Genomic DNA, 13403 nt, shown 5'->3' on the forward strand with positions numbered 1-13403 from the left:
TGCGCGGAGTCCTGACGGCTTTTGCGGCCCGGGAATGCCCCTCGCACGTCGATAAGGAATCCGGCATAAAGGTGAGATCGATGCCGGCGATACATGCGCATCCGTCATTAATCGATGCTTCAAATGAATTTGCTTTTTCAATCGGCTTGCGCCGACAATAGACGATCCGATTCACCCGTTGCACGCACATCGATCTGCGCGCAGCCAGGCGCCCAGGCGCGCACTTGAGATTGTCCGATGGCACGTCCGAAATTCCTGCCCGATAACTTCACCCTTTGCCTCGTCGGCACGGTGATTCTCGCGAGCCTGTTCCCCGTGCACGGCCAGGCCGCCACCGGTTTCAACTGGCTGACCAATGTGGCGGTCGGCCTGTTGTTCTTCCTGCACGGCGCCAAGCTCTCACGTGAGGCGATCATCGCCGGCGCGACGCACTGGCGGCTGCACATCGTCGTGCTGCTCAGCACCTTCGTGCTCTTTCCGGCGCTGGGCCTGGCTCTCAAGCCCGTGCTTTCGCCGCTCGTCACCCCGGCGCTCTACGCGGGCGTGCTGTTCCTCTGCACGCTGCCCTCCACGGTGCAGTCGTCCATCGCGTTCACCTCGATCGCGCGCGGCAACGTGCCCGCCGCCGTGTGCAGCGCTTCGGCGTCGAGCCTGATCGGCATCTTCGTCACGCCCGCGCTCGTGAGCCTGATCGTCACGAACCAGAGCGCGAGCGGCGGCTCGGCCTGGCACACCGTGTGGAACATCGTGCTGCAACTGCTCGTGCCGTTCGTGGCGGGCCAACTGCTGCGCCCGGTGATCGGCCGCTGGATCGAACGCAACAAGGGCGTGCTCAAGTTCGTCGATCAGGGCTCGATCCTGCTCGTGGTGTTCGGCGCGTTTTCCGAGGCCGTGAACGAAGGGCTCTGGCATCACCTTCCGCTCACCGCGCTCGGCGGCCTGCTCGTGGTGAACGCCGTGCTGCTCGCGCTCGCGCTCGGCATCACGATGTTCACGAGCAAGAAGCTCGGCTTCTCGCGCGCGGACCAGATCACCATCATTTTCTGCGGCTCGAAGAAGAGCCTCGCAGCCGGCGTGCCGATGGCGAAGGTCATCTTCGCCTCGAACGCCGTGGGCGCGGTCGTGCTGCCGCTCATGCTGTTCCACCAGATCCAGCTCATGGTGTGCGCGGCGCTCGCCCAGCGCTGGGGCGCCCGCGACATGAGCGCCGAGCGCGCCGCCAGCGCGGGCGACGAATCGCGCGCCGGCGCGAACGAGCGCACGGCTACTGCTGCGCGCCGTTAATCGGCATCAAGTACGTCACCCGGGGCGGCGAGAAGCCGCCGCCCCGCCGCAGCAAACGCCGTGGCGAGCGCCCGGCATTTCACCCTCCCCCGCCAGCCTCCCCTCCCCGCGTCACATGCCCAAAGATTGGGCTTCGCGGCGCTGTCACCAAAATTTCATTTAATTCATCCGATCATATGCCGTTAAGTTCATCGTCTTCGCCCGTTCCGGCCTGTCCATGTCTGCTCCCGCGCCACTCCTGCACGCGGCGCCCGGCGTCGGGGCGCTGATCGCCCAGCGCCAGCTGCGCGCCGTCTTCCAGCCCATCGTCGATTTCGAGGGTGGCGCGATCCTCGGCTACGAAGGCCTCATTCGCGGGCCGGCCGGCTCGCCGCTCGAAACGCCCGCCGCCCTCTTCGCGCGCGCCGGCGACGAACAGTGCACCGCCTCGCTCGAACGCGCCGCCGCCCGCACCTGCATCGAAACGTTCGCGAAACTCGACTGCCCCGGCAAGCTGTTCCTCAATTTCAGCGCCGACGCGCTGCGCCAGCTGACCGCCGACGGCGACGCCGCACTCGCCCTCTTCGACGGCCCGATCGACCCCACGCGCGTCGTGATCGAGCTCACCGAGCAAAGCGCCATCCACGACCTGCGCAACTTTTCGCCCGTCGTCGAGACGCTGCGCGCGGCCGGCGCCCAGTTCGCGCTCGACGACTACGGCACGGCCAACGCGAGCCTCAACCTCTGGGTGCAGCTGCAGCCCGATGTCGTGAAGATCGACCGCTTCTTCATCCACGACATCGCCAACGACGCGCTCAAGTTCGAAGCCGTGCGCGCCGTCCAGCATTTCGCGCAGGCGAGCGGCACGCGGCTCGTGGCGGAAGGCATCGAGAACGCGGCCGACCTGATCGTGCTGCGCGACATGGGCATCGACTGCGGCCAGGGCTTTTTCTTCGGCCGCCCCAACGTGGAGCCGCTGCGCGTGCTCGCCCGCGAAGCGCGCGAGGCGATTCGCGCGGATCATATCGCCGTGTTCCCCGAGGCCACGCGCAGCGCCGCCACGCAGCCCGCGGGTGGCGGCGCGCCGGCCAGCAAGATGCTCGTGCGCGCGCCCGCGCTGCCGCGCGAGGCGACCAACAACGACGTGCTCGAACTGTTCAACGGTCAACCCGACCTGCACGCAGTGGCCGTGGTGGAAGACGAGGCGCCCGTCGCGCTCATCAACCGGCGCGCGTTCATGGACCGCTATGCGCTGCCGTATCACCGCGAGCTGTTCGGCAAGAAGGCCTGCCTGCAATTCGCCAACGCGCAGCCGGTGGTGATCGAGCAGTCGATGACGGTCGAGCAGATGGCGACGCTGCTCGTCAGCGACGACCAGCGCTATCTCGCCGATGGTTTCGTCATCACCGATAACGGCCGGTACGCCGGGCTCGGCACCGGCGAGAGCCTCGTGCGAGCCGTGACGGAGGTGCGCATCCAGGCGGCGCGCTACGCCAATCCGCTCACCTTCCTGCCGGGCAATATTCCCATCAGTTCGCATATCGAGCGGCTGCTGTCGCACGACGCGGGCTTTCACGCGTGCTACGTCGACCTGAACCAGTTCAAGCCCTTCAACGATCAGTACGGCTACTGGCAGGGCGACGAGGTGCTGAAGTTCGCGGCGACGGTGCTCGCCGACGCCTGCGACCCCACGCGCGACTTCCTCGGCCACGTGGGCGGCGACGACTTCCTGATCCTGTTCCAGAGCGAGACGTGGCGCGAGCGCGCGCGCCAGGCGATCGAAACGTTCAACGAGGGCGCGCAGCGCTTCTACGCGCCGGGCGACCGCCTCGCGGGCGGCATTCACGGCGAGGATCGCCACGGCAACGCCACCTTCTTCACCTTCGTGACGATGGCGATCGGCTGCGTGCACGTGGCACCGGGCGAAGGTGCGCAGCACAGCAGCGACGCCATCGCCTCGCTCGCGGCGCTCGCCAAGCGCCGCGCGAAACAGGAAGCGAGCGGCCTCGTCGTGATCGACGGCAACGCGAGCGCCAACCTCGTGCCCACGCTGAGTTCGGCATCAGGCGAAACGGCCGGTACAGCATAGCGACCTGAGCCTCCCCTGCGGCAGCCCGCAACATCAACGGGCCGGCCGCGCGGCTCGTTTTGCTTGTGTTGCTTGACTGCTGCGCAGTCGCTAGATCGTCCCCATCAAGACCAGCACGACCACCACGACGACGATGATGCCGAGCGTGCCTGAAGGCGCATAGCCCCACGAGCGGCTATACGGCCACGCCGGGAACGCGCCAATGAGCAGCAGGATCAGAATGACCAGAAGCAGGGTGCCGAGCATGAGGCCTCCGAAAGTCGAATGTTGGCATCCGCCTTTCCGCAACCGTCGTGCCCGCACGTGTTTAGCTAATTTTACTAAACACTAATGTTTGCGTTTATTTCATTGTTTACTGGTATTTACCTGGAATTCGAGACGTCGATTCGGGTTTTTCGAACAGATTTTTACTATACAATCGCCGCACACCTGACCACACCCGGAACGCTCACCGCGCCACCGCTAGCCAGGAATCATGGGGACAACCATTCGCGACGTCGCGCAGGCCGCCAACGTGTCGATCGGCACGGTGTCGCGCGCGTTGAAAAATCAGCCGGGCCTCTCCGAGGCCACGCGCGAGCGCATCGTCGAGGTCGCGCGCACGCTCGGCTATGACTGCGCGCAACTGCGTCCGCGCATTCGCCGGCTCACCTTCCTGCTCCACCGCCAGCACAACAACTTCGCGGCGAGCCCGTTCTTCTCGCACGTGCTGCACGGCGTGGAAGACGCGTGCCGCGAACACGGCATCGTGCCCGCGCTGCTCACCGCCGGCCCCGCCGACGACACCGTCCAGCAGTTGCGCCTGCACGCGCCCGACGCCATCGCCGTGGCGGGCTTCGTCGAACCGGAAATGCTCGCCGCGCTCGTCGCGCTGCAACGCCCGCTCGTGCTGATCGATCTGTGGGCGGCTGGTCTGCGCTCGGTGAACATCGACAATGCGGCGGGCGCCGCGCTCGCCATGCAGCATCTGTTCGAGCTGGGACGGCGGCGCATTGCGTTCATCGGCGGCTCGCTCGCGCACTACAGCATCGCGCAGCGCGCGCTCGGCTACCGGCGCGCGTTCTTCGAGGCGGGCCTGTTGTTCGACCCGTCGCTCGAAACGACGATCGACGGCGGCCTCGATCCCGACACGGGCGCGTCGCTCGCCATGCAACGCTTGATCGACGCGGCGCGCGCCGCATCGCGCCCGCCGCCCGACGCGCTTTTCGCCTACAACGACGCCGCCGCGCTCGCTGCCATGCGCGTATGCCTCGCCAATGGCCTGCGCGTGCCCGAGGACATCGCCATCATCGGTTTCGACGATATCGCGGGCGCCACGCACGCCACGCCGCCGCTTTCGACGATCGCCGTCGACAAGGAAGCACTCGGGCGGCGCGGCGTCGAACTGCTGCTCGAAGAAACGCCTGCCGCGAGCGAAATCCGTTTGCCGGTGCAGCTCGTCGCGCGTGCGAGCACGCTGGGTGCGGCGTCATCGAATCTCGTTGCCGCGCAGGCCGTCCATCACGCTGCAGGCGCGCCGCAAAGCGCCTGACGCGCGCCGTCGAAAACACGCTGAACACAGATCGAAAATACGCTGACGTCCAGGACAGAAGAGAAAGCCATGACGATGACCGCCGACACCGCCACTCCCGCCACCGCAAACCCCGTCGCCGTACCGGGCGTCGCGAGCTTTCGCGACCGCGGCTTCCTGCTCGGCCACGTGCAGGACACGCTGCGCTTTTACGCGCCGAACGTGCTCGATCCCTCGGGCGGCTTCTTCCACTACTTCCGCGACGACGGCTCGATCTACAACGCGCACTCGCGGCACCTCGTGAGCAGCTGCCGGTACGTCTTCAACTACGCGATGGCGTATCGCGAGTTCGGCGATCCGCAGCACCTCGAATACGCGCGCCACGGCCTGCAGTTCCTGCGCGAGGGCCACTGGGACCCGCATCTGCAGGGCTACGACTGGGAGATCGACTGGCGCGACGGCAAGAAGCGCGTGCTCGACGCCACGCGCCACTGCTACGGCCTCGCGTTCGTACTGCTCGCTTACGCGCATGCGGCGATGGCCGGCATCGAGGAAGCGCGGCCGATGATCGGCGCGACCTTCGATCTGATGGAACACCGCTTCTGGGACGGCGCGGCGGGCCTCTACGCCGACGAGGCGAGCGCCGACTGGATCGTCTCGGGCTATCGCGGCCAGAACGCCAACATGCACACGACCGAGGCGCTGCTCGCGGCCTACGAAGCGACGGGCCATCTCGTCTATCTCGACCGCGCCGAGCGCGTCGCCTCGAACATCACGCTGCGCCAGGCGAAGCTCTCGCAAGGGCTCGTGTGGGAGCACTTTCACGCGGACTGGTCGGTGGACTGGCACTACAACGAGGAAGACAGCTCGAACATCTTCCGCCCGTGGGGCTTCCAGCCGGGCCATCAAACGGAGTGGGCGAAGCTGCTCTTGCTGCTCGAACGGCACCGGCCGCTGCCCTGGCTGCTGCCGCGCGCGATCGAACTGTTCGACGCCGCCATGGCGCACGCCTGGGACAACGATCACGGCGGCCTCTACTACGGCTTCGGTCCGGACGGCACCGTGTGCGATCACGACAAGTACTTCTGGGTGCAGGCGGAAACCTTCGCCACGGCGGCGCTGCTCGGCAAGCGCACCGGCAACGAGCGATTCTGGGACTGGTACGACGAAATCTGGCGCTACAGCTGGGCGAATTTCGTCGATCATCGTTACGGTGCGTGGTATCGCATCCTCACCTGCGACAACCGTAAGTACAGTGACGAGAAGAGTCCCGCCGGCAAGACCGACTATCACACGATGGGCGCGTGCTACGAAGCGCTGAACGCGCTGCCCGGACGCGGCATGGCGCCGGTCATCGGCCGCGAGGAAGCGACCGCCGCCGACGCCGGTGGCGCGAACGCATGACGGGCACGAGCGGCCAGAACTAGAGAGAGGAACACGACGATGAGCACCTGCAGCACCGGCCCGGACTTTTCGTCCGGCTTCCCGGCCTTCATCTCGGCCGGCGACATCCTCACCGATCTCGTGCGCACTCCCGCGCCCGAGGGCACGCCGCACACGTCGCAGCCCGGCGCACCGGGCATGGACTCGCACTGGCGCGCGCATCCTGGCGGCGCGGGCTGGAACGTCGCGCGCGCGGTCGCGCGCCTCGGGCTGCCCACGGCGAGCGTGGGGGCGCTCGGCGTCGACAACTTCTCGGACGAGCTCTGGAACGCAAGCGTGGCCGCCGGTCTCGACATGCGTTTCATGCAGCGCGTGGAGCGCGCGCCGCTGCTCGCGATCGTGCATCAGACGCATCCGCCCGCGTACTACTTCATCGGCGAGCACAGCGCCGACCTCGCCTTCGATCCCGCGAAGCTGCCCGAAGGCTGGCGCGCGCATGCGAAGTGGGCGCACTTCGGCTGCATCAGCCTCGTGCGGCAGCCGCTCGGCGAAACGCTCGCCACGCTCGCCGCCGAGCTGCGCGCGGCCGGCGTGAAGATCAGCTTCGATCCGAACTACCGCAACCTCATGGCGCACGGCTACGAGCCGATCCTTCGCCGCATGGCCGCGCTCGCCGATCTCATCAAGGTCTCCGACGAAGACCTGCGCATGCTGTTCGCCGGCAAGAGCGAGGCCGACGCCATCGACGCCGTGCGCGCGCTCAATCCGGCCGCCACGCTGCTCGTCACGCGCGGCGCGCAGGCGGCCACGCTCTATGTGGGCACCGAGGTGATCGAGGCGGCGCCGCCGCGCGTCGAAGTGGCCGATACGGTGGGTGCCGGCGACGCGTCCATCGGCGGACTGCTGTTCAGCCTCATGAGCGCGCCGCAGCGCAACTGGCGCCAGCATCTCGCCTTCGCGCTCGCCGCGGGCGCGGCCGCGTGCCGCCGGCCCGGCGCGCATTCGCCGACGCTCGACGAAGTCGTCGCGCTGCTCGCCGACTGAAGGCGCCCGCGGCGCGCAGTCTGGCGCGCCGCCCGGACACGGCGCGGGGCTGACACGAAAGCGCCGCGCCGTCGTCATATGCGTGTCCCGCAGCCCCGCGGGCAACGTGCTAGCATGGAATCTCCCTCTTGTTGCGGGTCAGGCGCGACGCTTGCGCGCCTTCATCCACTGTGACCCGTCGAGGGGAGTTTCCTTCCACGAGGAGCACGTTATGGAAGACGTCAGCTACACCAAGGGGATCTACACGGCCGTCGCCACAGTGCGGCCCATGAACGCCGGCCAGTACCAGGGCCTGGTCTCCCTGGCGCGCGACGACGGCGAGGAACTCGAAAACGCGGTGTATGAAGTCGAAGCCGCATCGGGCACGCCGGAAGAAGCTCTCGAAGAAGCCAAGGCGCTGGCGCATCGCATTCTCGGCGAACTCGAGCTGTAAGTCGCCCGGTGAGCTCAGGGCCCGCTCGGGGACTGCCGGCAGCGCTGCAAGAGACGGGGGCTCTGCATGGGGCCAGAGTGAGGGCGTTGCATGGGCCCGGAGTAAGTGCTGAAGCACTAACTCCGGCCGACAGCTAAAGCGCCAACTCTGGTCGACAGCTGTGCATGGGACCAGAGTAAAGGCGTTGCATGGGCCCGGAGTAAGTGCTGAAGCACTAACTCCGGCCGACAGCTCAAGCGCTAACTCTGGTCGACAGGAGGTTAGCCATGTCCGAACAGCTCTTTCTATACGGCGTCTACGCCATCCACGTGCATCCGCTCGAACTGCAGGGCGCTCGCTGGGACGCCGAGTATCAGATCACGCATCGCGACAAGGCCGTGCAGCCGTGGGTCACGGTCGGCGGCAACTCGGGATTCGACGCGGCGACGCTCGCCGTGGACGCCGCGCGCCGCCAGGCCATCGCCGATATCGAACATGGCGCGGGCATTCCGAAGCCGCATGGCTTTCCGTAAGCCTTTCGTTCGACGCCGTTCCTGCCGCGTCTCGCTGCTGCTCTCGTCGCGCTAGCCCTGCGCCCTGCCAGCGCCCGTCGGCGCGTGCCCGCTTGTCCTGTCCCTGCGGCATTGCTACGCTCTTCTCCTTACTTCAGATCCGCAGGGACCATCATGACGCCCGAGACGCCGGAGCGCTTCGCCAACCAGGAAGCAGCCCAGCAAGCCGATTCGGCATCCGGGGCTTCGCCCGGCGTGGACATGGACGCCTGCAAGGCCGAAACGCCCGCGGGTCCCAGGAAAAAAGCCAGACGCGGCACGCCGCGCAAGCTGATGATCGGCACGCGCGAGGTGCTCGTCTACGGCATGCCGCAGACCTGGGGCGACTTCTATCACACGGCGCTCACCATGCGCTGGCCCACCTTCTTTGCGTCGCTCGCGGCCCTCTTCCTGCTCATGAACGGCGTGTTCGCGTGCCTCTACCAGCTCGGCGCCGCACCCATCGCCAACCAGTATCCAAGGGGCTTCCTCGGCGCGTTCTTCTTCAGCGTGGAGACGCTCGCCACCGTCGGCTACGGCGACATGCATCCGCAAACGCTCTACGCGCATATCGTCGCCACGTTCGAAATCTTCGTCGGCATGTCGGGCATCGCATTGGCGACCGGCCTCGTGTTCGCGCGCTTCTCGCGCCCGCGCGCCAAGATCATGTTCGCGAGCCAGGTGGTGGTGCACCCCATCGAAGGCCGCATGACGCTGATGGCGCGCGCGGCGAACGCCCGCCAGAACGTGATCGCCGAAGCGGGCGCCAAGCTGCGGCTCATCCGCATCGAAACCTCGTCGGACGGCTTTCGCGCGCGGCGCATCCACGACCTCAAGCTCGTGCGCGACCAGCATCCGCTCTTCACGCTGGGCTGGAATCTCATGCACGTGATCGACGAGTCGAGCCCGCTCTACGGCGTCACACCCGAGATGCTGGCCGAGCAGCACGGTACGCTGCATGTCGTGATCGAGGGCTCCGACGAATCGACCGCGCAGACCATGCAGGCGCGCTTTAGCTGGTCGGACCGCCAGATCCGCTGGGACTACCGCTACGTCGACCTGATGAGCGACGCGGACGGCGTGAGCACGATGGACTACACGCACTTTCACGATGTCGTGCCGTTCGATCGCGCGAAACCCTACGCACCGCGGACGATCTGACGGATTGTCCCGAAGGCCGATCCGGGCGGGATCGCGGCCGCGCAGGGAAAATCTCTCTCCAAATTCGCCCGGCGCGGGCAGGCTCTCGCGCGAATAGGCGGCAGCGCCGGAGAGTTAGCAAAAAATTTCCGTCATTGGCGAGAAAAAATAGAGTCTCTTTCGCCGCTCTCCTCGGAGGGCGCACGACAGCAAAGCTAAGCATGAGATCGCAGCAAGTGCTCTGCATGGGCCCGGAGTAAGTGCTGAAGCACTAACTCCGGGCGACAGCTGAAGCGCTCACTGCGGTCGATATATGGAGACTCCCCCAATGACCGCGCGCCCCGCGTTCGGCGACACGTCCTCGCCGCTTGATACGCCGCCCCTCGCTGATTACAAGCTCACCGACAACCTCACCGCCACGCGCGGCCGCATCTTCCTGACCGGCACCCAGGCGCTGATCCGCCTCGCGCTCATGCAGCGCGCACTCGACCGCGCGCATGGCCTGAACACCGCGGGCTTCATCAGCGGCTATCGCGGCTCGCCGCTCGGCATGGTCGATCAGCAGGCGTGGAAGGCGAAGAAACTGCTCGAAGCCGCCGACGTGCGCTTCCTGCCCGCCATCAACGAGGAGTTGGGCGGCACCGCCGTGCTCGGCACGCAGCGCGTGGAAGCGGACCCGGAGCGCACCGTCGAAGGCGTGTTCGCGATGTGGTACGGCAAGGGCCCGGGCGTCGATCGCGCCGGCGACGCGCTCAAGCACGGCAACGCCTACGGCTCGTCGCCGCACGGCGGCGTGCTCGTGGTGGCCGGCGACGACCACGGCTGCGTGTCGTCGTCCATGCCGCATCAGAGCGACTTCGCGTTGATGGCGTGGCACATGCCTGTCGTGAATCCGTCGAACATCGCGGACATGCTCGAATTCGGCCTGTATGGCTGGGCGCTCTCGCGCTACTCGGGCGCGTGGGTGGGCTACAAGGCGATTTCGGAGACGGTGGAGTCGGGCTCGACCGTCGATCTCGATGCCATCAAAACCGACTGGCAAGCACCCGATTTGGCAACTGCGGGCTTCACGCCGCCGCCGGGCGGCCTGCACAACCGCTGGCCCGATCTGCCGAGTCTCGCCATCGAGCAGCGCCTCGCCGCCAAGCTCGACGCCGTGCGCCACTTCGCGCGCATGAACAGCATCGACAAGTGGATCGCGCCGAGCCCGCACGCGAACGTGGGGATCGTCACCTGCGGCAAGGCGCACCTGGATCTGATGGAAACGCTGCGCCGTCTCGATCTCACCGTCGACGACCTCGATCGCGCGGGCGTGCGCATCTACAAGGTGGGCCTGTCGTTCCCGCTGGAGATGTCGCGTATCGACGCGTTCGTCGCGGGCCTCACCGACGTGCTCGTGATCGAAGAGAAGGGGCCGGTGATCGAGCAGCAGATCAAGGACTACCTCTACAACCGCAAGGAAGGCGCGCGCCCCACCGTGATCGGCAAGCACGCCGAAGACGGCACGCTGCTGCTCTCGGAACTGGGCGAGCTACGTCCCTCGCGCATCCTGCCCGTGTTCGCCGCGTGGCTCGCGAAGCACCGTCCGGCGCTCGACCGCCGCGAGCGCGTGGTCGATCTCGTCGCGCCGCAAATCCTCTCGAACGCCGCCGACGCCGTGCGCCGCACGCCCTACTTCTGCTCGGGCTGCCCGCACAACACGTCGACCAAGGTGCCCGAAGGCTCGATCGCGCAGGCCGGTATTGGCTGCCACTTCATGGCTTCGTGGATGGAGCGCGACACCACGGGCCTGATCCAGATGGGCGGCGAAGGCGTGGACTGGGCCGCGCACTCGATGTTCACGAAGATGCCGCACGTGTTCCAGAATCTCGGCGACGGCACCTACTTTCACTCAGGCATCCTTGCGATTCGCCAGGCAGTCGCGGCGAAGACCAACATCACCTACAAGATCCTCTACAACGACGCCGTGGCGATGACGGGCGGCCAGCCCGTGGACGGCAGCATTTCCGTGCCGCAGATCGCACGCCAGGTGGAAGCCGAAGGCGTCTCGCGCTTCGTGGTGGTGAGCGACGAGCCCGAGAAGTACGACGGTCATCACGGCCTGTTCCCGAAGGGCACGACGTTCCATCACCGCAGCGAACTCGATACGGTGCAGCGCGAACTGCGCGAAACGCCGGGCGTGACCGTGCTGATCTACGACCAGACCTGCGCCGCCGAAAAGCGCCGCCGCCGCAAGAAGGGCGAATTCCCCGACCCGGACAGGCGTCTCTTCATCAACGAGGAAGTGTGCGAAGGCTGCGGCGATTGCGGCGTGCAGTCGAATTGCCTTTCAGTTGAGCCCGTGGAAACGGAACTGGGCCGCAAGCGCCGCATCGACCAGTCGTCGTGCAACAAGGACTATTCGTGCGTGAACGGCTTCTGCCCGAGCTTCGTGACCGTCGAGGGCGGCAAGCTCAAGAAGGCCGCGGGCGCCGCGTTCGATCCGCAGGCGCTCGCCGCGCGCGTGAATGCGCTGCCCATGCCGGCCACGCATCTCGACAACGCGCCCTACGACATCCTCGTGACGGGCGTGGGCGGCACCGGAGTCGTGACCGTGGGCGCGCTCATCAGCATGGCCGCGCATCTGGAAGGCAAGAGCGCTTCGGTGCTCGACTTCATGGGCTTCGCACAGAAGGGCGGCTCGGTGCTCTCGTTCGTGCGCTTCGCGGCCACCGACGCGCTGCTCAACCAGGTGCGCATCGACACGCAGCAGGCCGACCTGCTGCTCGCCTGCGACATGGTGGTGGGCGCGAGCGCCGATGCGCTGCAAACCGTGCGGCACGACCGCACGCGCATCGTCGTGAACACGCATGAGATTCCGAACGCGTCGTTCGTGCAGAACCCCGAAGCGAACCTGCACGCCGACGCGCTGCTCGCGAAGATGCGGCACGCGGCGACGGGCGGCGCTTCGAACGCACAGGATCCGCTCTCCGCATGCGACGCGCAGGCGCTTGCGCAGCGTTATCTCGGCGACACGATCGGCGCCAACATCGTGATGCTCGGCTTCGCGTGGCAACTTGGCCTCGTGCCGGTTTCGCTCGCAGCGCTCACGCGCGCCATCGAGCTGAACAACGTGGCCGTGCAGGCGAACCTGTTCGCGTTCTCCATCGGCCGCATGGCCGCCGCCGATCCCGCTGCGCTCGAAGCGCTCGACACGCAACGTGCAGCCGCCGCGAAAGCCACGGCGCGCAAGCTCACGCAAACGCTCGACGAACTGATCGCCGACCGCGAAGCGCGTCTGCTCGCTTATGGCGGCGCGAGCTACGTGAAGCGCTATCGCGCGCTGGTCGATGCCGCACGCAGCGCCGACAAGAGTGCGGAGAAAACGCTCGCGCGCGCCGTCGCGACCACGTTCTATCGGCTGCTTGCGGTGAAGGACGAATACGAAGTCGCGCGCCTGCACGCCGACCCGGCGTTGCGCGCCGCGCTCGAAGCGCAGTTCGAGGGCACGGCGGGCAGCGACTTCACCGTGAAGTTCAACCTCGCGCCGCCGCTCATCGCGCGTGAAAAGAACGGCCAGCCTCCGCGCAAGATGCAGTTCGGCCAGTGGATGTGGAGTGCGTTTGGGCTGCTGAAGAAGGGCCGCAGCGTGCGCGGCACGTGGCTCGATCCGTTCGGCAAGACACTGGAGCGCCGCATGGAGCGCGCCCTCGCCGGTGACTACGAGGCGACGCTGCGCGGTGCGTTCGCGAGCCTCACCGCCGAAAACGCCGACGACATCGCCAAGCTCGCGACTCTGCATCAACGTGTGCGTGGCTATGGGCACGTCAAGCTGGCGAACCTCGCGGCGGTCAAACGCAGCGAGCGCGAACTGGCGGCGCGCCTTGCCATCGACGTGAAGACGAGCGCGGCGGTCCAGGAAGCCCTCGCGTCGTTCAAGGGCGCCGGCGCATTGCGCGGCATTCCGGTGGTCGTGGCGAAATAAGGTGAAGTGAAGCCGGCAGGCGCGCGCCGTTCATCTGAATGGCGCGC

10 protein-coding genes are annotated in these 13403 nt (G+C 66.9%); 9 read left to right on the forward strand and 1 reads right to left on the reverse strand.

The annotated features are described in order from the left end of the window. Nucleotides 1-237 precede the first annotated feature (237 nt). Both BFD71_RS15205 and BFD71_RS15210 read left to right on the forward strand, forming a co-directional pair. Nucleotides 238-1284, forward strand: a complete 1047-nt coding sequence (locus BFD71_RS15205) for a bile acid:sodium symporter family protein (protein ID WP_069265160.1) — start codon at nt 238-240, stop codon at nt 1282-1284. Between the two features lie 217 nt (nt 1285-1501). Next, nucleotides 1502-3352, forward strand: a complete 1851-nt coding sequence (locus tag BFD71_RS15210; RefSeq protein WP_069265161.1) for an EAL domain-containing protein — start codon at nt 1502-1504, stop codon at nt 3350-3352. A gap of 90 nt (nt 3353-3442) precedes the next feature. On the opposite strand, the gene BFD71_RS15215 is transcribed toward BFD71_RS15210, so the two are convergent. Beyond that, nucleotides 3443-3598, reverse strand: coding sequence for a DUF3309 family protein (locus BFD71_RS15215; RefSeq protein ID WP_069265162.1), 156 nt, complete (start codon nt 3596-3598; stop codon nt 3443-3445). A gap of 229 nt (nt 3599-3827) precedes the next feature. Here BFD71_RS15215 and BFD71_RS15220 point away from each other — a divergent pair, with 229 nt between their 5' ends. The 7 genes from BFD71_RS15220 (at nt 3828) to BFD71_RS15250 (ending at nt 13356) form a co-directional block, all read left to right on the forward strand. Next, nucleotides 3828-4883, forward strand: coding sequence for a LacI family DNA-binding transcriptional regulator (locus tag BFD71_RS15220; RefSeq protein ID WP_069265163.1), 1056 nt, complete (start codon nt 3828-3830; stop codon nt 4881-4883). Between the two features lie 75 nt (nt 4884-4958). Next, a complete protein-coding gene (locus BFD71_RS15225; RefSeq protein ID WP_141710687.1) occupies nt 4959-6266 on the forward strand; it encodes an AGE family epimerase/isomerase in 1308 nt (435 codons plus the stop codon). Nucleotides 6267-6305: 39 nt separating this feature from the next. Then, on the forward strand, nt 6306-7289 hold the full coding sequence (locus BFD71_RS15230) for a carbohydrate kinase family protein (protein WP_069265165.1): 984 nt from the start codon (nt 6306-6308) through the stop codon (nt 7287-7289). A 211-nt stretch (nt 7290-7500) separates the two neighbouring features. After that, nucleotides 7501-7722, forward strand: a complete 222-nt coding sequence (locus tag BFD71_RS15235; protein WP_069265166.1) for a hypothetical protein — start codon at nt 7501-7503, stop codon at nt 7720-7722. 266 nt (nt 7723-7988) lie between these two features. Continuing rightward, nucleotides 7989-8234, forward strand: coding sequence for a hypothetical protein (locus BFD71_RS15240; RefSeq protein WP_069265167.1), 246 nt, complete (start codon nt 7989-7991; stop codon nt 8232-8234). A 240-nt stretch (nt 8235-8474) separates the two neighbouring features. Further along, complete coding sequence (locus tag BFD71_RS15245) at nt 8475-9413, forward strand: ion channel (RefSeq protein WP_069265247.1); 939 nt, start codon at nt 8475-8477, stop codon at nt 9411-9413. Between the two features lie 307 nt (nt 9414-9720). Beyond that, nucleotides 9721-13356, forward strand: a complete 3636-nt coding sequence (locus tag BFD71_RS15250) for an indolepyruvate ferredoxin oxidoreductase family protein (protein WP_069265168.1) — start codon at nt 9721-9723, stop codon at nt 13354-13356. Nucleotides 13357-13403: the final 47 nt, after the last annotated feature.

Origin of the sequence: Paraburkholderia nodosa (assembly GCF_001718195.1) — a bacterium.
GTDB classification, from domain to species: domain Bacteria; phylum Pseudomonadota; class Gammaproteobacteria; order Burkholderiales; family Burkholderiaceae; genus Paraburkholderia; species Paraburkholderia nodosa_A.

Bases quoted from the DNA above. Each gene is read 5' to 3' on its own strand.
- BFD71_RS15205 (WP_069265160.1), top strand. From the start codon at position 238: ATGGCACGTCCGAAATTCCTGCCCGATAACTTCACCCTTTGCCTCGTC.
- BFD71_RS15210 (WP_069265161.1), top strand. From the start codon at position 1,502: ATGTCTGCTCCCGCGCCACTCCTGCACGCGGCGCCCGGCGTCGGGGCG.
- BFD71_RS15215 (WP_069265162.1), bottom strand. From the start codon at position 3,598: ATGCTCGGCACCCTGCTTCTGGTCATTCTGATCCTGCTGCTCATTGGC.
- BFD71_RS15220 (WP_069265163.1), top strand. From the start codon at position 3,828: ATGGGGACAACCATTCGCGACGTCGCGCAGGCCGCCAACGTGTCGATC.
- BFD71_RS15225 (WP_141710687.1), top strand. From the start codon at position 4,959: ATGACCGCCGACACCGCCACTCCCGCCACCGCAAACCCCGTCGCCGTA.
- BFD71_RS15230 (WP_069265165.1), top strand. From the start codon at position 6,306: ATGAGCACCTGCAGCACCGGCCCGGACTTTTCGTCCGGCTTCCCGGCC.
- BFD71_RS15235 (WP_069265166.1), top strand. From the start codon at position 7,501: ATGGAAGACGTCAGCTACACCAAGGGGATCTACACGGCCGTCGCCACA.
- BFD71_RS15240 (WP_069265167.1), top strand. From the start codon at position 7,989: ATGTCCGAACAGCTCTTTCTATACGGCGTCTACGCCATCCACGTGCAT.
- BFD71_RS15245 (WP_069265247.1), top strand. From the start codon at position 8,475: ATGGACGCCTGCAAGGCCGAAACGCCCGCGGGTCCCAGGAAAAAAGCC.
- BFD71_RS15250 (WP_069265168.1), top strand. From the start codon at position 9,721: ATGACCGCGCGCCCCGCGTTCGGCGACACGTCCTCGCCGCTTGATACG.